Genomic DNA, 24,173 nt, shown 5'->3' on the forward strand with positions numbered 1-24,173 from the left:
ACTGAGAATGATTCTCTGTGCACTAGTGTATAGGAACGTTGTTCACGATTGCTACCGTTTAAGGGATTATAATTAACCAAATCAGGAGCATCTGTGCAGGATACGGACTTACAACTTAATACCGAAGAGGCGCTGCCTGCCGCTGATCAGATATTCTCCTGGACGCACACCGAACTTTTTGCGGAAGGCTGCCGAGAAATGACTCACATTACCGTATCCAACTCTGGAGGCTGCTTCACTTACAGTCATACTCCCTTGTTCCAGCAGCTGCTGCGCTCTCTGCATCCGTTGTTCGATAACGTAGGCATGCACGGTATAACCAAACATTTCCTTGAAGCCCTTTTTCAGCTTAAACTCATTGAGGCATATAATGCGAGAAAGGCCTGCAAGCGTCGGCGGGTGCAAATAATCACGCTGCAAAATCTCCTTAGCGAGCCGCAGGCTCTCCATATCCTCTCTGGACAGCTTGACCGAGCGTGGAATCCGGTCTGCTTCATATAAAGATTCATTGAGATAGACCGCCATAAGCTCCAGCATTTTGCCCTCCAGATAAAGTTCACGCATGCCATGGCTATAGGAACAATCCGCAATCTGCGATAGAATGAAGCGGATGGATGGTGTGATGTTATTTTTTCCAAAAAACAAACCCGCACCAGCTCCAATGCGAAGCCGTGTATCCTCAGTCAGACCACTGGTCATCCGCTCAAATTGTGCAGGGCTCATATCTATGCTGATGAATCGGTACCCCGCTCCACTCAGGTATGTGCAGTTTTCACTTCTTACTCCGCCATGAAACAGCGCAATTTCTCCTGTATCTATAACAAAATAGTCCGATTTCAGCGAGGTCCCCCACTCAATGCCATGCCCCATGCAGAATGCCAGCTCTGTACGCGGAGTGCTAAAATTGCCCTTCGCTTCGATATCCCGATTAAAACAGAGATTAAAATCTGTCATCTGGATATAACCATGGCTAAGCAGGCTGCGGCAACTGCCTTCCCCTATTTCGACTGGAGGTTTAATCTCAAAATGAGCCCCATCAAAACGATAATTATAATCTACCCCTTCACATGTAAGCGTCTTATGGGCATCAATCGTTTCTGCTTCTTTCAGTCCATTGCTTCGCTCCATGCACATCCCTGCTTCCTCTTACTTTGGGTTAATTATATATGTAATGAGAATGATTATCAATTAAACGTTACGATTCCCTCTTCGTTCAGACTGAGGAGTTGGGCAAATACACTGGATTATAATCAAAAAAACCTTCCCCACCCAGAAGGGTGAAAAAGGCTTATATGTCTCACTTCTGAAGCTGCATCTAGCCTTCATAGCTACTCTCGTTTCTTCCCAACTGCCCCAAGATAGATAACAAACTCTTCATCACCGTCTAATTCTAAAATCTCATCTATCAACTTTTGATCATAGATTCCAATTGCACAAGCACCTGCACCGATGGATTCGCTGGCTAAATAAAGGTTCTGGCAGACATGTCCAACATCGATGAGGATTTTTTTGTGAGCAGAAATATCATACTTCCATTCGGAGCGGTAGGGTGTGGTACTCCAGGCAAACAATACAGAAGCCTTTTTGGCAAAGTTAGGGACAAAGGGCTGATCCAAAGTAATAGCATCAATCTTTTGTTCAAGTTGATCTAATTCAAACATAAATAAGAGCTTATGTTCCACAGGCAGATATCTGTAGATCCCTTGCCCAATGCCCTCTACACGCATAATCATTAAATAGGTTTCAAAGGTGTGCGTCGCCCCACTGCAGGGTACAGTCCGCAGCGTAAGTCCGTTCTTATTCATGCCGCTAATCCCTTGGGTAGCCCATAATAAATAGGATAACTCCTCCAGACTCACAGTATCCTCAGAATAGAACCGTGTACTTCTTCTTTGATCTATACAATCAAAAATATTATCTTTACTCACAACGTCTTTGCTGACCTTAGGCAAATCAATAATTAGTGCATCTGAATCAAATGGCTTAACAATTGGCGGTTGTGCAATTCCCTTGATCTTATCTGTTTTGATATGTTTGAATTCATGAAAATTGGATTTCAGAAAATTTCTTTGTTGTTCATATCTGGTCATAACAGATCCTCCTGAACTACCTTAATAGCTCTAATTTATCATGTCATAAAAATCATACGGTGATCTAACTCACTCTTCAGTTGTTTTGGTGAGTAAACAAAAAACCTTCCTTTGCCCCGAAGGGCAAAAGAAGGCTTAAACGCGTCACTTCCGAAGACATGGCCAGCTATATTTTCAGCTCCCCAAGCTTGATCAGCTCGACAACCGCTTGTGAACGGCCTTTAACGTTTAGTTTTTGCATTACATTGGAAATGTGGTTTCGAACTGTTTTTTCGCTGATAAATAATAAGCCAGCGATATCACGAGTCGTTTTGTCCTGCACGAGAAGCTCAAAAACTTCGCGCTCACGATGAGTCAACAGAAATTTGCTGTGGTGTTCGTTCCCCTTCAATGGTGTCACCCCTCCTTGCCCTGGGTTTGTTTGGTATAACAAGGTAAAGGGATACAGTCAAAACATATTATGTATTGTTGATGTTAATGGTGCTGTCACAATTATAAAATGGGCTTAGTTCATTCAAATGCAAAAGTCTGAAATTTTCATGAATAAGAACATCTTTTTTCAGGGCAAACTACGGTTTGTTGTTCCTTATTAAAGGAGGTGTATGTATGAGCCATTCAAAAAACAATCAACCTACCAAAGCAGAAGTACAAACAACGAAATTAAACAAATTACCACTCGTAGGTAAATTCGAACCTGAATTTTCTGCAGAGGAAGCTGCAGAAGTGTTCGAAAACCAACCCTCTGCAGATCATGAATCCCATAATGAACGATAAAAAGCGGATGACGCCTTGATCTTATTCTTAAGCAGATCAAACCTTCAAAGAATGGAACTGTCACTTTAACAGCTTAATTAACTATAAATGAGACGGTTCCCTTCATTTGAACATCGTAAACGACTTAGAACAGCGATTCGCCATTAATGGGAATCGCTGCTTTATGTTGTAGGCTATTGGCTGCCCGCTCCAATAGTGTATTCATCTGCCCCTACTGAGGCCCTCGGACCCAGATGGCGTTATTAACAAATTTATCGCCTTTTGAGCGAAGTTTTGGACTCCAGTGACGCTATTCCTTAGAAACAGGCTCATATAGGGTACTTTTCAAACCAATAGCGACTATGCGGTCCGATAGCGACTCAAATATCGCATAATGCTTCCGTTAGTGTCTTCCGGGTCCTTTAGTTACTGCGTATGCGCAAAAGTTCGCTGGCGCGGTTACTGCTGCGTCGCGCAATGGTTCGCTGGGGCCGTTACTGCTGCGTGCGCGCAAAGGTTCGCTGGGGCTTTACTGCTGCATACACACACTGGTTCGCTAGGTAGGTTACTGCTGCATGCGCACAATGGTTCGCCGGGTCGGCTGCCCGCTTCAATAGTGTATTCATCAGCCCCTACTGAGGCTTTCGGACCCAGATGGCTTTATTAACAAATTTATCGCCTTTTGAGCGAAGTTTCGGACTCCAGTGACGCTATTCCTTAGAAACAGGCTCATATTCGGTACTTTTCAAGCCAATAGCGACTATGCGGTCCGATAGCGGCTCAAATATCAAATAATGCTGCATTTAGTGTCATCTGGGTCCTTTAGTTACTACGTATGCGCAAAAGTTCGCTGGCGCGGTTACTATTCTGCTTTTTCAATTGTAATCGGATACATTGCTACAAACTATACTCCCAACCCTGGGAGTTTTTTGTCGTGCCATTATTACAATGAGATACATCACATTTTTATATTGACAGTAATTGTATACGGACTTATGATAAGTCCAGCATAATTGATAACGATTATCATTTAGATATAAAAAAAGGGGTGTTTTTTTAATGAAATTTACTTATGCTGTGCCTGCAAGTCTACTTGCGGCCTCCATACTGTTCACTGGATGTGCCAATAACAACAACTCTACAAATACTGCTGCCAACAGCACTACAGCCACCAACGCACCGACGACTGCAGCAGCTACCAACACACCGGAGACTGCCACCGCTGACTTCACGTCAGCTATAGATCAATATCGCACATACGTCATCCAGCAATGTGATGAATTTGTGAAGCAAACAGAGAGTTTCACCAACGCTGTAAAAGAGGACAAGATTGATGAGGCTAAGGCGCTCTATGCTCCTGCCCGCATGTATTATGAACGGATTGAGCCTATTGCAGAAGCCCTTGGTGACTTGGACCCAAATATCGATGCCCGGGAAAATGATGTAGATGCGGCAGAATGGCGCGGTTTCCACAAGCTTGAGAAAGCACTCTGGCAGGACAATACAACTAAAGACATGACAGAAGTTGCTGACCAATTGCTGAAGGATGCACAGCTGCTGCGTGCGAAAGTGGAGACCGTTGAGATCAACGCCAATCTGCTCGTAACTGGTGCTGTTGAGCTTTTAAATGAGGTCTCCTCCTCCAAAGTAACCGGAGAGGAAGAACGTTACTCGCACACAGACCTGTATGATTTCGTCGCAAACGTTGAGGGTGCGCAAAAGATATACGAGCTGTTAAAACCAGAACTAGCTAAAAAAGATGCCGATCTTGAAAAAACCATTGGTGAACGATTCGCTGCCTTGCAAGCTGAGCTTGCCCCTTTCAAATCCGGAGATGGATATGTTTCCTATGAAGAGCTGAAAGAAGATGAAGTACGTAAACTGAGTCAGAATTTGGACGCCTTGGCTGAGCCATTGTCCAATATGGGAACTATTCTAGGAGTGTGACCCTCATGAATAAACATAACAAGTTCACTGGAGTACCAGGTAATCCTGAAAGTCCCCCTCTTAATGATCAATCGAAGAATGAGCCTATATTTGGTAAAAAAGTAAGCCGCCGCGATATGCTGCGGCTTACTGGCGCCACTGGCCTTGGTCTTTTGTTAGGGGGCGGAGGTATCGGTGGAATTATGGCTGCGCGTAATGCTGTAGCTGAGCCAACGAAGGCCGCAGAAGGTGATTCCAGTTCCATTCCTTTTTATGGGAGCCATCAGGCGGGGATTTTGACACCTGCACAGAACTTTATTTATTTTGCTGCCTTTGATTTCACCACAACCAAACTGGCCGATGTGAAAAAACTAATGCAAGCATGGACCACTGCCGCTGCCGCTCTTACTACTGGCGAGCTTATTGGTGACGTAAATGACAACCCCAATCTTCCACCCTCAGACACCGGGGAAGCGGACGGGCTAAACCCTGCACGGTGTACGCTGACCTTTGGTGTTGGTCCTTCTTTTTTTGATGAAAGATTCGGCTTAGCTTCGAAACGCCCAGCCCTATTGACCGATCTTCCGGCATTTGCGGGTGACAATCTTGATCCGAAATGGTGTGGCGGGGATATTTGTGTGCAAGCCTGTGCGGATGATCTGCAGGTCGCATTCCATGCGATCCGCAATCTGGCGCGTATCGCCCGGGGGACTGCTGTACTGCGCTGGACACAGGAAGGTTTTCAACGCACTGGAGCAGCGGATCCCAAGGGGGCTACGCCACGCAATCTTTTGGGTTTCAAAGACGGCACGGGCAATCCCGATACAACCGATAACGCTGAAATGAACGAAGTGGTCTGGAACAGCAGCAGTGACGGTCCTTCTTGGATGAGCGGCGGCACTTATATGGCGGTACGCCGGGTACGTCTGCGTATTGAAGTCTGGGATCGGTCGTCGCTAAGTGATCAGGAGGCTACCTTCGGGCGTTATCGTCACACCGGAGCTCCACTCGGAGCTAAGGATGAATTCGATGATCTGGATCTTTCAGCAGCGGACGCTTCCGGGAAACCTGTCATTCCGGCGAATTCACATTCCGCATTGGCGCATGGTGACGGTACAGTCAAAATGCTGCGCCGCTCCTACTCTTTTTCCAGCGGTTTGGACGTCACCACGGGACAGCTTGATGCAGGTTTGTTATTCATTAGCTTTCAACGTGATTTAATGAAACAATTCGTTGCCATTCAGCAGCGCCTCTCTAAGACTGATCTTTTGAACGAATATATGACTCACACCGGCAGCGCGGTATTTGCCTGCTTCCCCGGTGTCCGCAGTGGCGGCTTTATCGGGGAAACACTACTAAGCTAAATTTATGGCTGTCCATTATTGAAGGGGGATTATCCCGATGTTATCTCTTACGCATCCTAAACGGCAAATGCCAAAGGTTGCCTTGCTGATTCTGTTTGGCTTTTTGTGTATGCTTTTGCTCTCCAGCCCCGCGGGGGCGGAGGGCGATGGCACGGTCGACGAGCTCCTGCCGCCGGTCGGCAGCGCGCTCGTCGAAGCCGGCCAGAGCCGCTGGGACGCGGCCGCGGCCGATGTAGAAGTGTTCGCTGCGCTGTGGCGCACCGCGAACACAGGCACGCCGGACCCGGCACTCACCGGTCCGGCTGCTGCCGTTGACGCCGCGCTTGCAGACGCGGCGAAAGCCCTTGCGGCGGGCGGCGGCGAGCCCGCCAAAACCGCACTGTCCACGCTCGCGAGAAGCGTGGACGCGTACGTCACCGCCGCCTCCGGCACGGTCGGCGGTGACACTGGAGCCGCCGGACGCGAGACGGCGGCGAAGCTTTTGCCCGCGGCGGAACGCACGCGGGATGCGGCGCGCAGCGCCGACTGGAGCGCGGCAGCGGCAGCGTACCGCGACATCGTCAGCGGATGGAAGCCGGCGGAGCGCAACATCCGGGCGGACGATTCCGCCGTCTACAGCCTGCTGGAGACGCGAATAAGCCTGCTGCGGATTGCGCTGCAGGCTGAACCGCTTCGCGAGGCATCGGCGAAATCGGAAGCAGAAGCTCTGTATCAACTGCTGGCTGATTACAGTGAAGGCAAAACCATTGACGCTGGGGATACTTCCAGTGAACCAGCTTCTATAGAGGGATTAATCAGCTACCTGAACAAAGCATCCTCCGCTGCCAAAGACAATAACAGCACAGAGGCCGCTAACATCATGGAGCAATTCATCGTAGCCTGGCCTTCTGCCGAAGGGCAAGTCCAGATCGCCTCACCAACAGTCTACAACAATATCGAAAATGAGAGTGCGGCTGTCACAGGTTACCTGCTCTCAAATCCGCCTAAACTGGATCAAGCTTTAACCATCATGAACAATATGCTTAGCGAACTAACGCCTTTGGCTGGTGAAACCACTTATAATGCTTGGGATGCCGCTTTGATTCTCTTGCGCGAAGGGCTTGAGGCTATTCTCGTCTTGTCAGCTCTTCTTGCTTACCTGAAACGTGATGGGAACGCCAAAGCGCAAAAATGGATCTGGTCCGGTGCAGCTGCCGGCCTCATCGCAAGTATCGGATTGGCTGTTGTGCTCACTTATACCATTTCTCGGGCAGCTTCCGGGGGAGCACGGGAGATGATTGAAGGAATTACTGGTCTTGTCGCAGTAGTTATGATGCTCACAATCGGACGCTGGTTACATAGCAAATCAAACACTGCAAATTGGAACAACTACGTGGGTAGGCAAGTTGATGGCGCGCTGGCCAAAGGAAACCTTTGGTCACTGTCCTCCGTTGCAGCGCTTGCTATTTTACGTGAAGGTGCAGAAACTACAATTTTTTATGTGGGCATGGCTCCATCCATCAAGCTGTCTCAATTACTGCTTGGGATTGGATGTGCTCTGATTATTCTTGGTATTGTAGGTTATGCAATTATTGCCTTGAGTGCAAAATTACCGATTGCCGCCTTCTTCCGTACAGCTACAATTCTGATTTATTACCTAGTATTCCGCTTTCTTGGGGAGAGCATTCACTCGCTTCAGGTTGCCGGCAAACTTCCTGCACATGTACAAGAGGGCTTGCCTTCAATTAACTGGCTTGGCATGTATCCCACTTGGGAAACCTTGCTTCCACAGCTGCTTGTCTTGTTGTTTATTGTGTGGGAGCTGTTTCGGAACAGATCGCCAAAGGCTTCACGAACAGCTTAGTTTTAATACAATAGATATACCGGTCCGTCACGCCCTTGTGGTTACGCCGGTTTAGTCCGGTAATCTCTTGCATTTACAGTCTAATTTATGAAATGGATTCCATAGCAAGCTTTTTATTTGGGAGGTAATTTGCGGACAATATGATAAAATAAAATGACTATACACAAGCACAAAAGGGAGGCTGTTGTACTCTAATGGCTAATATTAAAGAAATTGCCCGTATGGCTGGTGTTTCTGTGACAACAGTCTCGCGGGTGCTCAATAATCACCCTTATGTAAGTGAAGTCAAACGAACCGCAGTCCTAAAAACTATTGAAAAATTAAACTACACGCGTAATATGAACGCCGTGCATCTGATCACTGGGCGGACTCAAGCTATAGCTGTTATTATTCCGTATACCAACTTATTTTATTTCTCAGTCATTATTGCAGGCTTGGCTCAAGAAGCACTGCTGGCTCAATACCGGCTCGTTCTCTGCCAAACCGATTATCGTACGGAAGAAGAAATTAAGGTGCTTGAGATGCTGCGGAACAAAGAAATTGACGGTGTAGTTATGGTCTCTTCAACAATGAGCTCAGAAGCTATTGAAGAATATACAGCTTATGGTCCTATTGTGGTATGTCAGGATAGGGGAGAACGCCAATTTTCTTCTGTATATATTGAGCATTATTCTGCTTTTCGCAGTGGCCTTCAATATTTGAATGATAAAGGTTACCGCCATATTGGCTACTGTGAAGGAAGACCACACGGCAGCAGCAGCTCTATCCGCCAAATTGCCTTTAGAGACTTTCTAGAAGCTACAGATCAGCCTTACAATGATGAATGGATGATCTATAACTGTCTGACCGAAGAGGACGGTGCCCGCGTACTTCACCAACTGCTGCAGATGAAGAATCGTCCTGATGCCCTGATTATTTCAGCAGGCGATCATATAGCGGCTGGTTTAATCATCGAAGCTTGGAAAAAGGATATCCACATTCCTGAAGATTTGGCCGTCATTGGATTTGATGATCAGCCTATCGGCCGAACGTTAGGTCTGACCACAGTAGATAATCAGTTAACTGAAATGGGCATATCCGCTTTTCGGATTATCTATGATCAGATCCAGCGAAATGATGGACAACCCGTCCACCGCAAGCTTGAGTACCGTATTATAGAACGCAATACAGTATAGTATCCTTTTCATCTTATATCTCCGTAATTACATCATTTTAACGGTCCACTTTGCAGCCTTCTGCGAGTAGACCGTTTTTTATTTTTGCATATTCCCCTTTAGTATTCATTTTTATCCCTTGCTTCCGAATGGAATTTGTTTTATCCTAAATATGAAAATAATTTTCTGCATTTAGTTAATAATCATAAAAATAATTTCAATACCCCATTGAAACGAGGTGGATGAATGGATGTCCCCAATACTGCATGCACTCGAGCATGAGAAGGCCAAGCTCTCTCAAATGGAACGAAAGCTGGCTGAACGAATTCTCTCCTCACCAGGCGAAATCGTTCATATGGGCATTACAGAATTAGCAGAACAATGCGGAATAAGCCCGGCAACGATCACACGTTTCTGTAAGGTGCTTCATTTTAAAGGCTTTCCGGATTTCAAGGTGAAGCTGGCAGCAGAAATTGCTCATAGTGATGCCGCGCCGCAGGATGGTGGCTCTTCTTATCAAGATATTGTAGCCGGCAACCCACTCTCCGTGATTGTGGAAGCGATGCAGACGAACCATCTGACCTCCATCCGGGATACTACCTCACTGTTAGATCTGGAGCGATTGCAGGCAGCAGTTCATTTATTGTGCCAAGCACGCCGCGTTGATCTATACGGGATGGCGACCTCTTCCATTGTCGCTCAGGATTTCTATCAGAAGCTGATCCGCATAGGCGTAAATTGTACTGCTTTTGCTGATTCCCATATGCAGATTACCTCTGCTTCATCACTCTCCGAAGGTGATGTCGTATTTGCAGTATCCTATTCGGGAGAGACTCCCGAGACCATTGATGCCTTGATGTGTGCGAAGGCTAGCGGAGCAAGCACTATCGCGCTAACCTCTTATGGCAGCAGCACCTTGGCTACTCTGGCGGATATCCCCCTATTCTCCTCATCTTTGGAGAAAGGCATGCGGCGGGGAGACATGGCCTCACGCATAGCTCAGCTTCACATCATTGATATTTTGTTCACTGGAATGGTCAGCACCCGTTTTGGGGATTTTATTCCTAGACTGGAGCAATCTTATCTCAATGTCCAACAATACCGAAACAAACGAGGAGGACAATCCTAATGAATATTCTAAAGTTCCATAGTGATGAAGATTTCGTACAAACGGGTGCGAATCTTATCGCCAGCCTGCTGCAAAGCAATCCTAAAGCCGTGCTCGGTCTTGCGACTGGAAGCTCCCCTGTTGGGGTTTATGCCAAATTGGTTGAAATGCACCAAAAAGGACTTGTGAGTTTCTCTAAAGCAACTTCCTTTAATCTGGATGAGTATATCGGCTTGCCTGTCGACCATCCACAGAGCTATCGCAGTTTCATGAACGAGCAATTATTTAACCATATAGATATTGATCCAGGACAGACACATATCCCTAACGGAAACGCAGCGGATATGGAAGCAGAATGCCTTGCATACGATAAAATGCTGGAAGAAAACGGACCCGTTGACTTGCAGATTCTCGGTATTGGCAGCAACGGCCACATTGGATTCAACGAACCCGATGCTAACCTCAGCAGCAAAACCCATGTCGTCGACCTGCTTGAAGATACCCGGGAAGCAAATGCTAGATTCTTTGACAGTTTGGATGAGGTCCCTCGGCAAGCGATCACAATGGGCATTGGAGGCATCCTAAAAGCACGCCAAATCCTCTTATTAGTTCGTGGTGCCGGCAAAGCTGAAGCCATCCGCAATGCTGTTGAAGGCCCGATTACAACCCAATGCCCTGCATCTTTGCTGCAGAGCCATCCAAATGTAATCGTTCTCGTAGATGAAGGAGCAGGCAAATGGCTGAAATAAATAAAGAACTAGAACAGTTGCTGTTCGGTAAGGTACTGACTCCCCAAGGTTTAATTGAGCACGGTGTGATTGCCGTATCTGGAGAGCAGATCCACTATGCTGGCGATGCGGCTTGGCTTCCAGAGCGTTACGCGCATTGGCCTGCCAGTGGTCAAGCAACGGATCTTCTGATCCCCGGATTTGTAGATGTACATGTTCATGGTGGAGCTGGCCACGACTTTATGTACAGTGATACTGAATCGCTTAATGCCATCACTAAGTTCCATAGTTCCCAAGGAACAACAACAATGCTGGCTACAACCATGACCGCTTCCAAGTCTGCTATTGACCAAGTATTCTCCGAAGTCAGTGCTTATCGCGCTGCTGAAATGCCTTACACACAAATCGCAGGCATGCATTTGGAAGGACCTTTCATTAGCCCGAAATGGTCCGGCGCACAAAATCCAGAGCATATTGTTCCTGCCAATATTGAGTGGCTAGCACAATGGGAGAACGATTATCCAGGAATGATCCGGCAAGTCACGCTTGCTCCGGAACGTGAAGGTGCCCTCGAAGCTATTCTCTGGCTGCGCAAGCACGGTATAACTGCAGCGCTCGGGCATACGGATGCCTCCTTTGAAGAGGTTATTGCCGCAGCAGATGCTGGACTTAACCAAGCCGTGCATATGTTCAATGCGATGACACCCCTACATCACCGTAAGCCTGGAGCGGCTGGAGCTATTTTGTTCGATAAGCGCATTCGCGCAGAGATTATAGCCGACGGGATTCATGTTCATCCCGCAGCCATTTCTATATTGACCCGTCTCAAGAAAGAGAACAATTTATTACTGATTACTGATGCCATGTCTGCAACTGGACTTAGTGATGGTGAATATACAATCGGTGATTTACCTGTACTCGTTCAAGATGGCATCGCTACCCTTAAAGATAATCCCGCTGCTCTAGCTGGAAGCACACTAACGATGATTCGCGGCTTCCGTTATCTGATCCAAGAGGTAGGACTCACCTTGGAAGAGGCCTCCCGCGCTGCAAGCCTTACGCCAGCGGCGTCCATTGGAATGGAACGAAGCATTGGCTCCTTGGAGGCTGGAAAACGCGGCGATATCCTACGCCTTGATGCTGAATTTAATATTCGCGGCGTATGGATCGGCGGACGTCCAATCACCACTTAATAAAATTAGCTCCAAACAAAAAAGCAACAATTCTCTCCAGATGGTGAGATTGTTGCTTTTTTATTTAGATCACAAAAATCATTAATAATTACGAGTTGGGAAAATTCGTTCAACCATGGTGCGGAATTCATCCACAAATCCTTTTATCGGATGACCGGCACGAGCCTCTTCAGCATAAACATTGGCGCGTTCCACGAAGTCAGGATTTGCTGATACGTATACATCCTTAATTCTCGCATCATGTTTTTTAACTTCTGCAGCAATTTTATCTTTAATTGCTTTGGTAACTGTTTCTGTTTCTCTTGTATTTATGGTGTTATTTGTGTTATTCGTGCTATTGGTGTTATACATATGCGTCGAATTACTTCTGTAATTCGTATCATGGGTACTAGGAGTGGTACTGCGCATGCCCATTCCCATTCCAGTTCCCATACCTTTTCCTATCCCCATATCTACATCATGTTTCGAGCCATTGCTGTTCAGCAGAGGACCATTATTATAAGTATGGTTTCTTGTCGTACCTGTTCCCATAGTACCTGTACCTGTTCCTGTTCCCAACATACCCGCTCCCAAATTACCCATGCCATTGATTCCATTTCTGGTTGCCGGTCCAGTACTTGTTGTACCAGGAATTGTATTTACAGTACCTTTTAAGGCTCCGTTCATACCATTGGTTACGGCTCCAGTATCATTCATTCCATCACGGCCAATTTTCACTCTTCCTGTACCAGACATTACGCCAGTCGGTCCATAATTGTGAGGAGTGGTTGAGGATTTTGCCCGATACGATGGAGTCCCTTTGGCACGCAGGCCAGCAGTTGCATCATTTAAAGTTACTGCTACATACGCGCTTTTTCCTGCAAGCATTACATTCGCTGAGCGGACTTCAGGCATTGCAGCAATCCGGTCTGCAAGCTCCTGACTAACTTCCATCTTAGTGATGTTATGCGTGCCACCGCGTACGGAATTCACACCAATACGCCCATCATTTACTCCCCGGACACTATTGGTTTGCACATTCGATTTTTCTGCCGTATTGGTTCCACACCCCGTAATACTCACCAAGCCGAGAAGCAATGCAGCTGAGACTGACATACTGATCTTGGATCGCAACATGAATTCATCCTCCATCTCTAATGTTGTATGTGTGCAGTGTACGATCGTTAGGATGACCTTCTGAAGAACAAGCTATCCTGAAAGGATTTGGAACTATGCCGCTTTGACCGTCACCCGCGAGTGCAGATCGGCGTATCTTATAAACAGTAAGCCATATCTCAACAAGTCGGTATTACTCCGCAAAAGTCAGGAGGCTTGTGCATGAAAGTTCTATTTACGTTTTATGTACCGAGTGGCGGGGTGGAGACATTAAATAAGCTGCGATGTGAAAGTCTCCAGCGAAATGGGATCGAATGCCATGTTTTATATCTAATGCCGGGTTCAGGCCAGAATACGACCAATTTTCCGGTATTTGTCTCATCTTCAGATGAAGAAATTAAAAATTTGCTGGAGACCCATAATTACGATGCCATTATTGTTACATCTGATTATTTATTACTGAAACGTCTGCGTGAACTCGGTTACCGCGGTATTATGATATACGAATCTCAAGGCCTTGGAAAACGCAGTCATGCGGAAACTCTGATCAGAGATGCCGTCCCTTATTTACGTTCTTATTGTAATGCGGTACTAATCCCGCCAACCGATCATTTATTGGAGCTGTTTATTGAAATCTGTCCCTGGCTGCATCGTTATGTAATTCCGAATATTGTTGATGTCCAGTCCTTTCAGCATATCCCTGCTGAACCTCCCGCTAATCCGGTTATCGCTTGGGTAGGCCGGCTAGAGAGCAATAAAAATTGGCGGGAATATTTGAGAATCGCCCATGATATTCGCCTTTATAAACCAGATATTCATTTGTGGATGTTCCATGATCCTAATTTAGCCGCAGAGGATCAGAAACAATCCTTTCAGGAGGAGCTACACGCCCTAGGGCTGAATGATCGTCTTAGTACTTTTACCAATATTCCTAATCATGTAATGCCGATTTATTATTCCTCGATCGCTAATTCTGGTGGATTCCTGTTAGCCACCTCCATTACAGAAGGATTTGGATATGCTGTTGCCGAAGCGATTTGCTGCACTTGTCCAGTACTTAGTACAGATTCCGATGGTGTCAGATCCTTTATTGTTCATAATGTCACGGGTAAATTTTACCCGCTTGGCAATATTCCAACTGCCGTCAACGAAGGACTGGAGCTTATGAACAATATTCCTCTGCGAGAGGGTCTCCGCCAGCAAGGAAGAGGATATATGGTCTCACGCTTCGGAACTGAGAAGTATGCGCAGTCTTTTCGTGAAATGATGAATTCCTATGCCATCTTCTAACCGAAATCATGCAAAAAAACCTTCAAGCCACTTCTCACGTGGTATTGAAGGTTTTTTATATTTTAGGGGTATATTATAAAGAGTTCCGCGATACGATCTCAAACAGCGCATTCTGAAACAATTGTGTGCTTTTTTCCCAAGTGAAACGTTGTGAATCCTGTTCACCCCTACGAGCAAGCCGCTGGCGCAAATCAGGGTCTTTGATCAAGGTTATGATATCATCCGCAAGCCGATTCTCAAACCGGTAGGACATTAAGCAGTTGTGGCCATGCCTGCCATATTCCATATTCCCACCGGAGTAAACAGTAACGAGTGCTGCTCCACAACGCATAGCCTCGATGCCTGGTAGCGATCCCGTATCATACGTACTTGAGCTTACAAAAATATCGCTCTCACTATAATGGTAACAAAGCTCAGTATCATTTGCTGGGGTTCTTATATGATATCGTTCATCCGTTAGTAAAGTTTGCAGTGTAGTCGATTCAGCAAATTCACCAGGTGGAATAATCAAATAAAGTTCAACTTCTGGATGCATTCTTCTGACCCGATTTAACTGTTCAAGCAAATAGTCTTGTTCACGATGGCCTGAGAATCCACCCTCTGGCTTTCGCATAACCGCGGAAACTACAAGCTTATTTTCAGGTTCACGAATGTTCAGGTTTCTAAAAACAGGATTCACACCAATGGGTACGATTGTCCCCTTAATCCCATGATTCTTCTGGACGATTTCTTGCTGCCAGCGGGAAAGTACGAGCAGATTGCTAGTTAAACTATAAGATGCAAAAGAGCGGCTATTGTCAGGTAAAAAAGTGGGCTCGTAGCAAAGTGCTAAGCGAATATGAATCCCTTTCCCCTCATTACTTGCCTGCTGCGATACCTCGACTGTGGTATAAAAGTTGGAGACAATCACGTCCCCCACTGGAAAATCATGGGCCGTTAATTCACCATCTGCCGCATAACGCAATTCACAATTCATCTCGTATTCAACGACACCATCGCTGGGTAGGAGAATCGTAATTTCATGACCGATTTCTGACAGACGATTAGCCAGTTCTGCCAGCATCCGTTGTGCTCCGCCCCTAGATAGAGTTAGAACAGGAAATATTAACTTCATTCCCCTCTCTCCTTTAGCAGCAGATGCGATAGAACCCCGTGATGTTTTGCTTGTACCAGTTCTATCTCTCTTTTCTGCGCCTCACTATAAATCACTGAGCCCATCTCTTGATGCACTCGATAATCAAGCTGCGGATACTCAATATAAGACCAGCTAAAATGCGGTAAAATACGCAGCCATAAATCATAGTCTTGAGTATATAACAACATTTCATCGAACGTTCCTACAGCACGAAATATATCCATATGAAGAAGAACTGTACTCCCATTCACCGGACAACCCAACATCATAGTCTCAATAAAATGGGCTCTGCTGCTAAAAAGCATACTTACCGTATCTGAGATCCGTTCTCCCTGCTCATTTATATAATAATAAGCTGTATAGTTAAACAAAGTACCCGTACTTTTGAGCTTTTCTATTTGCTTTTTGATTTTATCCGGGTGAAATTGATCATCTGCACTGAGCCAGGCAAAATACGTTCCGGTAGCCACTTCTATCCCTTTGTTCAAAGCAGAAGCCGTCCCTCCATTACTCTTTTGTATATAAATGATTCTGTCACGGAAGGGGGCCAACTTCTCCAGCCATAGGGTAGAACCGTCATCGACTACAATAAGTTCTATATTCGGATAGCTTTGATCCAAGACACTTTGGATGGCGAGATCCACATACGAACAGTTATAAAATGGGATGATCACCGATACTTTAGGTTCTTCACTCATACGCGCTCACCTCCTTCACCCGGAGCTCAACTTTTATACTGTTTTACAAGCAAGCAGGGCATCTACTGGTGCATGGCCCTCCCCGAATGCTTCACGAAACGATGGGTTTTGGGCATGATGGAAACCTTTAAGTACCGTTACCTCATACCCAAGTGCAATAAAATCCTCCGGCTCCCATCCGCTCCGATGCTTTTGAAAATACTCTCCCTGCAAATGATAATGATCCATACCCTCCTGTGGAAAAAAGCCCCGAGGGGTAAATACAACTACTCGGTTATTGGCGATTCTTTCGGCCATCCCGAGCAGAGTCTTCGCTTCATTTTTATTAAAGTGCTCTATTGAATCAATAAAGGTAACCGCTGAAAATGTTTTGGGGAGGAATAATTTATCCATATGACTGGCATCTGCATGTACCGGAATAATATGAGGTGACTTATATTGACGATGCAGCAGGTACGGCCTGTGAATTTCTAATCCAAGCACTACTGCGGCTTCATATCGTTCAAGCAGGGTACCGGTGCCGCTGCCGATATCCAGAATACTCTGGCAGAATTTCAACTGTTCCAGTAAGACTGGCAGAAAGTCATTCACTTCAATTTCCCGGTACATTACCTTCAGCCCCCCATAGAAGAAATCAAGTGCTGCAGCGAATTTTTGTAGCGGGCATTGGTCGCAGCTGCCTCTGCCATAATTACATCAAAATATTTGATCGTTCCCATGCCCTCATGCGTCCGGTAAGCTGTGAGGGATTGATTCAACATCACCGGTGGATATCCGTTCAGAATGGCGCGGAACCATAAGTCATAATCATGGGTGTAAGGAAGTGATTCATCAAAAAGCCCGATGGCTCCAAATACCTCTCGTTTAAACATCACCGTACAGCCATTAATGGGATTACCGTGTAAAAAACAACGTAAGTAATCCAGGTGACTAGGAAACAATGGCGCAGCATTCAGCTGAACCAGCTGCGATTGAGCGTTAATATAATTAAAGTTGGTATAGGAGATTAACAAGTGGTTCTGCTCCATGAACAGAACCTGATTGTTGATCTTATCCCGATAAAATAAATCATCCGAGCTAAGCCAGACCACATAGTCACCCGTTGCATTCAATATACCGTGATTCAGTGCGGAGGCGGTTCCCCCATTGCCTTTGCCCAAATAATGAATTCGGGAAAGATACGGTGTAATTAGATTGCTATGGGCATGCGAGCCGTCATCGACAACAATGATTTCGTAAGGTTCCCAAGACTGGGAGAACGCACTTTGCAGGGCGTGCTCAATATAAGGACAATTATAAAAAGGAATCACTACCGAAACCTTCGGTCTCATAACAACCTCCCCTCCCCGCTAACTCGGTAATAATTCAGAATATCCATTAACGATTGGTTAAGCCCAATTTCCGGAAGCCAGCCCAGTGAAGTCACATCAGCCTCAGGGGTTGATGCTTCTGAATGAACCTTCTTATCCGCTGTGGTTGCGATCTCTGAAATAGCCCGTTCAGCATCTGCAGGTCCCCAGTCCATTGGCACTGGACCTACAGAATGACTGAGCAACTGCTCCGCGATCTCCCCGAGTTCCCGCTGCTTCCCCGAATCGATGCGATAGATGGTTCCATTTGTACCTTTACGCAAAATGTAATCATAAGCTCTAACGGCATCTCTTACATCTAAAAAATCACGCAGCGCATAACGAGAAGAGAGCTTAAATGGAGGTATTTCCTCTTCTGGCTGGCCTTCACTTCGGACAATGTGCTGTGCTAATAAAGAGCAGAAGCCGGTGGAAGGACCGGGACCAATCAGATTACAGGGCTCAGCCAGCATAACCGGCTGTTTAAATAAGGTGCCCCAAGCGAGGGACACCAGCTCTTCTATTGTTTTGCTAAGACTGTACGGGTGTGGTGGCCCAGCCACCACACCCGGTTTGAACTTAAGTCTGGAGCCAGCCACTAGAATCCGACTGCTCGGCAGGCTTCGCATAGCCTCCAGTAAATATAAGGTGGCCATCACATTGGTCTCCATATAAAGCAAGGGATTAAGCCATGACTCGGGTACGGAGTTCTTCCCAGCCAAATGAAGGACAGCGTCCGGTGTAGTTTGCTTGATCATCTCAGCTACTGCTTTCCGGTCACTTAAATCACAAATATATATCTTTACTCCATCTGGAAAAAGAGTGGAGGCAGCTGTCGATTGCGGCCGCAATACAGCGATAACCTCAGCCCCTCCTGCCGAAAATAATCGAACGGCATGTTGCCCGGTAAATCCACCGGCTCCGGTAATCAGAAGTCTTTGACCTGTCATAAATACATCTCTGACTGTTTCATCCAGTCAGCCAGTTCCTGCAGCATTAAAGGATATGAAGGCAGCGGCAAGAGGACATCCGCTCTTGTATTCACTAGTGTACGATCCTGAATATGTTCATCCTCAGGGATGATCTCCACATTTTCTTTATGAAAAGCCGCCTGAATATGCTGAAGCAGCTCATATTTACTTACCGGCTCTGGATGCGCTAAATGGATTAGCCCCGATACGGGGGAATCCAGCATTACATCCACTGCTTTGGCTAATTGGAGCGTTGTGACCCCGTTCCACATCACCCGCCGGTATCCTGAAACTTTACCACTCTGCGCCAGGAACCAATCCATCAGACCAATACCGCCTGAGCGGATTTCGGGACCAATAATGGAAGTGCGAATCGTAAGATGCCCGGGTTTTTGCACCTCACCGAGACTTTTCGAAATTGCATATACAGAGGTTCCATCAGGAGCATCCTCTTCGGTGTACCCTCCGCGTGTTCCTTCGAACACGCAGTCGGTACTGATATGAATGAGCCTTGCCTGAACATCCTCCGCCTTTCGCCACAAGTGATGAGGGAGAAAGCCATTCACGTGGTAAGCCCCAATTTTGTCACGCTCCGCGAATTGATTGAGAACCCCCATTGCATTGATAATGCAATGAGGGGAAACGATATCGACCAGCTTCTCAACTCCGGCTATATCGTTCGCATCTACATACAGCCCGCCAAGATCGCTCTTATCCCGGGTTGTATGGAAGACGTGATGCTTGCCCTGGCGGCGAAAATAATCCGCCAGCATATGCCCCGCCATACCGTTTCCACCTAGGATAAGCAGCTTCATTGCAGGAACCCTCCCCGGATCAAGATGCTTTTGATCTCTTCCCGATCCATCAGATTCGTCTCTGAACTGAAGCTATTGAAAGAGACATGAGGATAAGCGTTATAATGTGCCTTTAATTCCGGCATGTTCAGCGTAGGGAGAATTACTAGATACTGTTCATCGTAGACAACGGTAGTTAAGCTTTCGAAATCGCTCATCAGAATCTCGTGGATTTTCTCCCCCGGACGAATCCCGGTCTCAACAATACTCACATTGGACTCTCCGGAAGCCTCAATCAGCACCTCAGCAAGATCGATAATTCGGCAGGTAGGCATAGTCATGACGAAGATTTCTCCACCCAAGCTAACCTCAGAAGCTTTAAATAATAACGTAATAGCATCGCGTAGGGTAAAAAAGAAGCGGGTCATTTTCATATCCGTAATGCGTACCTGACCCTTATCCTTAATCTGCTTCATGAACAAATGCACTACGCTGCCGTTCGTTCCGAGCACATTACCTCCGCGTACAGTAACGAACCGGGTGTTTGAGCCAATCAGATTGGCATAAACGAACAATTTTTCCCCGATCGCTTTGGTCATTCCATAGAAGTTGGATGGGTTCGCAGCCTTATCGGTAGAGATGTAAATTGCTTTCTCAACGCCATTTACAATGGCAGCTTCGATCACATTTTGAGTTCCCACTACATTGGTTTTGAGTGCTTCATAAGGCTGATCTTCACAGACTGGAACATGTTTGAGCGCCGCCAGATGAAAGATATAATCAACGCCACGGCAGGCTGCAATCAGCGCATCCTTGTCACGGATATCGCCAATGATAAAGCTGAGACGTTGATCTTCAAACTCCCGGCTCATCGCCACTTGAGCGGATTCACTGCGGGAGAATACGATGATTTCCTTAGGATTTTGTGGCAGAAGTTGCCTAATCAGCTCATGCCCCCAGGAACCAGTTCCGCCTGTGACCACAATCCTTTTATTATTGAACATGCAGGTTCCCTCCAAGCAAGAATTTAACTACCTTGACCGAAACATCCGGAGTCATGTATCCTTCCGGTGCCTCCCAATCCCGATTGAGCGCCGTCATCAGCTTGACGCTGCGCAGAATACTTTTCTGATCTACACCTGAGACTACATTGCTGCCACAATCCACTGTTTCTGGACGTTCCGTCGTTCTGCGAATCGTAACTGTTGGCACTTTCATCAAGCAGCATTCCTCCTGTACAGTCCCGCTGTCGGTGATGGCACATAAGGCGTGCTGTTCCAAATAGACAAAATCAAAAAATCCGAAAGGTTCATGAAATTCAACTAGTGGGTTCATTGGAAGGGAAAATTGCTCGGTAAGTTTGGAGCGAGTGCGAGGATGAATGCTGCATATTAAACGAATTCCAAAATGCTCAGCCACTGCGTTAAGACCCGACATAATTTGTACAAGGGACTCTGGATCATCTACATTCTCAGCACGGTGGGCCGTGACTAGGAAATACTGTCCTGCGGTAAGCTTCAGCTGTTCCAGAATGTCGCTAGTCTGGATTTTGTGCTCAAAATGGGTCATGACCTCATGGATCGGATTTCCTGTTAACACGATACGCCTGCTGGGGAAACCTTCGCTGATTAGATGTCTTTTGCTCTGCTGCGTATAAGGCATATTAATGGTCGAAACGGCGTCGATGACACGGCGGTTTTTCTCTTCTGGTACTTGGAGGTCATAGCAGCGGTTGCCCGCTTCCATATGCACCACCGGAATTCCCATACGTTCAGCCAAAATCGCGCATAACGCGCTGTTCGTATCGCCCAGAAGCAAAACGCGATCTGGCTGTTCTTTTAGTAAAATGCTTTCTAGCCCTCCGAACATGGCGGCAAGCTGGCCGCCTAGTCCTGCTTGTTTATCCTGCAGCACATAATCCGGTGCCCGCAGTCCCAGCTCAGCAAAGAAAATGCCGCTGAGACTGGCGGTGAAGTTCTGGCCTGTATGCACCAGGATGTGCCGCTCAGCATGTTCGTCGAGAAGCGGAATGATTACACTGAGGCGAATGATTTCAGGCCTCGTGCCTAAAATCGTCATGATCTTCATGAGTTCACTCCCCTGCCTGTTTAATTATGGTCTGACTTGGCTCAGTCAGCGGACTGTGCTCTGGTTGCTGGATTGAGCTCATTGAGCGGGATTTATACCGTTCATTTGGCTCTGGTTGCTGGATTGAGATCAATAAGCGGGAATTATACCGCTCATTGGGCTCCGGTTGCTGGAATGAGCTCTTTTTGCGGGAAATGTACTGTTCATTGGGCCCAGGTTGCTGGATTGAGCTCATTTAGCGGGATTTATACCGTTCATTTGGCTCAAGTTGCTGGAATGAGCTCATTTAGCGGGAAATGTACCGTTCATTTGGCTCAGGTTGCTGGAATGAGCTCAATGAAGGGCATTTTTGCCTCTCTTTGTGCTCAGTTAGCCGAATTCGACGCATTCGAGGGCATATATGCCTCTCTTTGCGCTCAGCTTGCCAATTTCGCTGCAATCTAGGGCAGATATGCCTCTCTTTGCGTTCAGCTTACCGAATTCGACGCATTCGAGGGCATATATGCCTCTCTTTGCACTCAGCTTGCCGAATTCCACGCAATCCAGGGCATATATGCCTCTCTTTGCCCTCAGCTTGCCAATTTCGCTGCAATCTAGGGCAGATATGCCTCTCTTTGCGTTCAGCTTACCGAATTCGACGCATTCGAGGGCATATATGCCTCTCTTTGCGTTCAGCTTACCGAATTCGACGCATTCGAGGGCAAATATGCCTCTCTTTGCGCTCAGCTTGCCGCTTCGCTGCAATCGAGGCATTTACGCCGCGCGCCGCCGTCCACCGCGGCGGGCCCGGCGGCGCTTACCCCCGGCAGTGCTGCGCCGCCGGGCAGAACCTTTACGCCGCTTGCGAGCAACGCGGCGCAAAACCAACGGGCGCCCGCTTCGCCGGCGCGCCCGGGCTTTGCCGCGCCGCTTGCGGGCGACGCGGCTCGGCAGACCCTTGCTTCGCGGCGGCAAAGCCGGCGACGCTGCGGGTAAATCAGGCTGGACAGCAGGTGGTTCCACCACCACCACGCTGTCAGCCTCGCGCACCGCAGGTGCGCTGCAATAGCGGAGGTTCCACATCTCCGCAAGACCCTGCAGGCGGCTCCGATAAGCCGCCGGACCATATACGGCGTCGACGCGCTCCCGCGCTTGACTGCCTAGAGTTAACGCCAATCCCGGCTGCGCCAGCATGACGTTGACTCTTTCTGCCAGCGCGGAAATGTCCGATGCTGGCACGAGATTTTCGCCGCAGCCCGCTGCGTGCAGAATTTCCCGCAAGCCCCCAGAGTCGTAAGCGATCACGGGCTTTCCAAAAGCCATTCCTTCCAAAGCAGTCATACCGAAGCCTTCGCGGATCAGACTAGGAACCACTAGCACATCCATGGCACAATAGGCAGATGGAAGACATTCAGCATAACCAACAAATTTAAACCGGGTGTACAGTCCCTCAAGCTTTACCTTGCGGACACAACGCTCATAGTAGCTTTTATCGCCAGCTGACCCAATGACAACAAATTTCGAGCTTGGATGAACCGCGTGCACAAGCACAGCCATTTTCACAAAATGTTCTAGACCTTTTTCTTTGTTGATAAAAGAAGAAATATAACCGATCAGCTGTTCATGCGGTTTAACCCGCAATTCCCGCCGCCGTTCGCTCCGAAGCTTGCTCCAAGCCTCAATCATCATCTCTTTATCATTCCAAGAGGGAGGCAGCTGGATCACTTTTTCCGCTCTCACGTCCTCTGGAAAGCAAGCTGCAGCTGTTTGTGAAATAGCTAGTATCTCATCACTATTCCGATGAATCAGCCCTACACTAATAGGTGTATATTCATTGTCTGTTATCGTCTCTGATATTTTCCATATCACCGGAATGCCCAGTGACTTTGCAGCCATTGCTGGCAGAGCATGCACACAGGTACTTGTAATAACAAACGCCGGGCGCAAGGAATTCAGCCAGTCTGTTAATTCGTGATACTCCCTGCTTTCCTGGAATTTCTGAGCATCTGCCTCCAACCCTGCATAAGGAGTGTACATTCCATATAAAAGAGGAATCGAAAGCAACTGTACACTTATTCCACAGCTTCGAGCCTGAGAAGTCAGCTTGCCGTCCTGAGGCGCAACGAGAATACAATTAAAGTACGGAGAAAGCTCCTGAGCGAAAAACAACAATAGCTTCTCCGCTCCCGTAATACTGCGTGTATTGGATACATGTGAAAAGAGGACGATTGTAGCTTTGTCAGCCATGGCGTTTCGGCGCTCCCTAACGAGGGGCCTGGAGCAGCCATTCACCTCCTTAAAAAATTTACAAACTTTGCGCTAAGTTCTGTCCTTCGCAGTAAAACTCTCTTTGAAAATGGTCGCTCCTGTGACTCGCAACATCGCTTCCGCTTCGCTCTAGAATCTCGTCAGTCAATTTCAATTCGCTCCCGAGCTTCGCCCCTTTACTTCCACTCTGCTCTCGAATCTAGCCAGTCGCTTCCGCTCCGCTATACAAGCCCGCTCCAGACGTTGCTTCTTTTCATCAGGCCACAGGCATAAGCTGAGGTTCGGTTCTACAGTATATCGAGGAAAAACAGATGCCGGCACGACACCTGTCCCCTGGTAAGCGCACA

24 protein-coding genes are annotated in these 24,173 nt (G+C 47.2%); 9 read left to right on the plus strand and 15 right to left on the minus strand.

Annotated features, from left to right (window positions below; all coding sequences use genetic code 11):
- Positions 1-108 precede the first annotated feature (108 nt).
- The 3 genes from MHI32_RS25190 to MHI32_RS25200 form a co-directional block, all read right to left on the minus strand.
- Entirely contained in the window at positions 109-1,128 is a 1,020-nt protein-coding gene (locus MHI32_RS25190) for an AraC family transcriptional regulator (RefSeq protein ID WP_179086330.1), read from the minus strand.
- A gap of 200 nt (positions 1,129-1,328) precedes the next feature.
- A complete protein-coding gene (locus MHI32_RS25195; RefSeq protein WP_340011209.1) occupies positions 1,329-2,090 on the minus strand; it encodes a SagB/ThcOx family dehydrogenase in 762 nt (253 codons plus the stop codon).
- A gap of 166 nt (positions 2,091-2,256) precedes the next feature.
- Positions 2,257-2,481 carry a LuxR C-terminal-related transcriptional regulator gene (locus MHI32_RS25200; RefSeq protein ID WP_019908812.1) on the minus strand — a complete coding sequence of 75 codons (225 nt, stop codon included), beginning with the start codon at positions 2,479-2,481 and terminating at the stop codon, positions 2,257-2,259.
- A 215-nt stretch (positions 2,482-2,696) separates the two neighbouring features.
- Between MHI32_RS25200 and MHI32_RS25205 the strand changes: the two genes are divergently transcribed.
- From MHI32_RS25205 to nagA, 8 genes are all read left to right on the plus strand, one after another.
- The gene (locus MHI32_RS25205; RefSeq protein WP_169744806.1) at positions 2,697-2,864 is read left to right on the plus strand and encodes a hypothetical protein; all 168 of its coding nucleotides are present in this window, start codon (positions 2,697-2,699) and stop codon (positions 2,862-2,864) included.
- Positions 2,865-3,902: 1,038 nt separating this feature from the next.
- On the plus strand, positions 3,903-4,790 hold the full coding sequence (gene efeO / locus MHI32_RS25210; protein WP_076219327.1) for an iron uptake system protein EfeO: 888 nt from the start codon (positions 3,903-3,905) through the stop codon (positions 4,788-4,790).
- A 5-nt stretch (positions 4,791-4,795) separates the two neighbouring features.
- Positions 4,796-6,133 carry an iron uptake transporter deferrochelatase/peroxidase subunit gene (gene efeB / locus MHI32_RS25215; RefSeq protein ID WP_340011210.1) on the plus strand — a complete coding sequence of 446 codons (1,338 nt, stop codon included), beginning with the start codon at positions 4,796-4,798 and terminating at the stop codon, positions 6,131-6,133.
- Positions 6,134-6,371: 238 nt separating this feature from the next.
- Positions 6,372-7,976 carry an FTR1 family protein gene (locus MHI32_RS25220; protein WP_340011211.1) on the plus strand — a complete coding sequence of 535 codons (1,605 nt, stop codon included), beginning with the start codon at positions 6,372-6,374 and terminating at the stop codon, positions 7,974-7,976.
- A 194-nt stretch (positions 7,977-8,170) separates the two neighbouring features.
- Positions 8,171-9,151, plus strand: coding sequence for a LacI family DNA-binding transcriptional regulator (locus MHI32_RS25225; protein WP_076187186.1), 981 nt, complete (start codon positions 8,171-8,173; stop codon positions 9,149-9,151).
- 229 nt (positions 9,152-9,380) lie between these two features.
- Positions 9,381-10,259 carry a MurR/RpiR family transcriptional regulator gene (locus MHI32_RS25230; RefSeq protein ID WP_076219325.1) on the plus strand — a complete coding sequence of 293 codons (879 nt, stop codon included), beginning with the start codon at positions 9,381-9,383 and terminating at the stop codon, positions 10,257-10,259.
- Positions 10,259-10,987 (plus strand): glucosamine-6-phosphate deaminase, encoded by a 729-nt coding sequence (nagB, locus tag MHI32_RS25235; RefSeq protein ID WP_076130421.1) that lies wholly within the window; start codon positions 10,259-10,261, stop codon positions 10,985-10,987. Before MHI32_RS25230 ends, nagB begins: the two co-directional genes overlap by 1 nt.
- Complete coding sequence (gene nagA / locus MHI32_RS25240) at positions 10,975-12,159, plus strand: N-acetylglucosamine-6-phosphate deacetylase (protein ID WP_076130422.1); 1,185 nt, start codon at positions 10,975-10,977, stop codon at positions 12,157-12,159. Before nagB ends, nagA begins: the two co-directional genes overlap by 13 nt.
- Before the next feature lie 81 nt (positions 12,160-12,240).
- Here nagA and MHI32_RS25245 read toward each other — a convergent pair whose 3' ends face one another.
- Positions 12,241-13,275, minus strand: coding sequence for a YhcN/YlaJ family sporulation lipoprotein (locus tag MHI32_RS25245; RefSeq protein WP_076187184.1), 1,035 nt, complete (start codon positions 13,273-13,275; stop codon positions 12,241-12,243).
- 201 nt (positions 13,276-13,476) lie between these two features.
- Here MHI32_RS25245 and MHI32_RS25250 point away from each other — a divergent pair, with 201 nt between their 5' ends.
- Complete coding sequence (locus MHI32_RS25250) at positions 13,477-14,544, plus strand: glycosyltransferase family 4 protein (protein WP_076130424.1); 1,068 nt, start codon at positions 13,477-13,479, stop codon at positions 14,542-14,544.
- A gap of 73 nt (positions 14,545-14,617) precedes the next feature.
- Here the strand turns inward: MHI32_RS25250 and MHI32_RS25255 are convergent, their stop codons facing one another.
- The 11 genes from MHI32_RS25255 to MHI32_RS25305 all read right to left on the minus strand — a co-directional run bounded on the left by MHI32_RS25255 (position 14,618) and on the right by MHI32_RS25305 (position 24,147).
- Entirely contained in the window at positions 14,618-15,658 is a 1,041-nt protein-coding gene (locus MHI32_RS25255; RefSeq protein ID WP_339169615.1) for a glycosyltransferase family 4 protein, read from the minus strand.
- Complete coding sequence (locus tag MHI32_RS25260; protein ID WP_339244792.1) at positions 15,655-16,377, minus strand: glycosyltransferase; 723 nt, start codon at positions 16,375-16,377, stop codon at positions 15,655-15,657. Before MHI32_RS25260 ends, MHI32_RS25255 begins: the two co-directional genes overlap by 4 nt.
- Before the next feature lie 33 nt (positions 16,378-16,410).
- Positions 16,411-16,986, minus strand: a complete 576-nt coding sequence (locus MHI32_RS25265; protein ID WP_076141519.1) for a class I SAM-dependent methyltransferase — start codon at positions 16,984-16,986, stop codon at positions 16,411-16,413.
- A gap of 5 nt (positions 16,987-16,991) precedes the next feature.
- Entirely contained in the window at positions 16,992-17,708 is a 717-nt protein-coding gene (locus MHI32_RS25270) for a glycosyltransferase (RefSeq protein ID WP_076130428.1), read from the minus strand.
- Positions 17,705-18,676 (minus strand): NAD-dependent epimerase/dehydratase family protein, encoded by a 972-nt coding sequence (locus tag MHI32_RS25275; RefSeq protein WP_340011215.1) that lies wholly within the window; start codon positions 18,674-18,676, stop codon positions 17,705-17,707. Before MHI32_RS25275 ends, MHI32_RS25270 begins: the two co-directional genes overlap by 4 nt.
- Complete coding sequence (locus tag MHI32_RS25280; protein ID WP_076130430.1) at positions 18,673-19,512, minus strand: SDR family oxidoreductase; 840 nt, start codon at positions 19,510-19,512, stop codon at positions 18,673-18,675. The genes MHI32_RS25275 and MHI32_RS25280 overlap by 4 nt, the downstream gene beginning before the upstream one ends.
- The gene (locus tag MHI32_RS25285; RefSeq protein WP_340011218.1) at positions 19,509-20,495 is read right to left on the minus strand and encodes a polysaccharide biosynthesis protein; all 987 of its coding nucleotides are present in this window, start codon (positions 20,493-20,495) and stop codon (positions 19,509-19,511) included. The genes MHI32_RS25280 and MHI32_RS25285 overlap by 4 nt, the downstream gene beginning before the upstream one ends.
- The gene (gene wecB, locus MHI32_RS25290; protein ID WP_076195127.1) at positions 20,485-21,579 is read right to left on the minus strand and encodes a UDP-N-acetylglucosamine 2-epimerase (non-hydrolyzing); all 1,095 of its coding nucleotides are present in this window, start codon (positions 21,577-21,579) and stop codon (positions 20,485-20,487) included. The genes MHI32_RS25285 and wecB overlap by 11 nt, the downstream gene beginning before the upstream one ends.
- 369 nt (positions 21,580-21,948) lie before the next feature.
- Positions 21,949-22,332, minus strand: coding sequence for a hypothetical protein (locus MHI32_RS25295; protein ID WP_340011220.1), 384 nt, complete (start codon positions 22,330-22,332; stop codon positions 21,949-21,951).
- Positions 22,333-23,805, minus strand: a complete 1,473-nt coding sequence (locus MHI32_RS25300) for a glycosyltransferase family 4 protein (protein WP_076280493.1) — start codon at positions 23,803-23,805, stop codon at positions 22,333-22,335.
- Positions 23,806-23,976: 171 nt separating this feature from the next.
- Positions 23,977-24,147: a hypothetical protein gene (locus MHI32_RS25305; protein WP_175619029.1), complete on the minus strand. Its 171-nt coding sequence runs from the start codon at positions 24,145-24,147 to the stop codon at positions 23,977-23,979.
- Positions 24,148-24,173 lie beyond the last annotated feature (26 nt).

This window comes from Paenibacillus sp. FSL H7-0690 (assembly GCF_037980415.1).
Lineage (GTDB): Bacteria > Bacillota > Bacilli > Paenibacillales > Paenibacillaceae > Paenibacillus_AQ > Paenibacillus_AQ odorifer.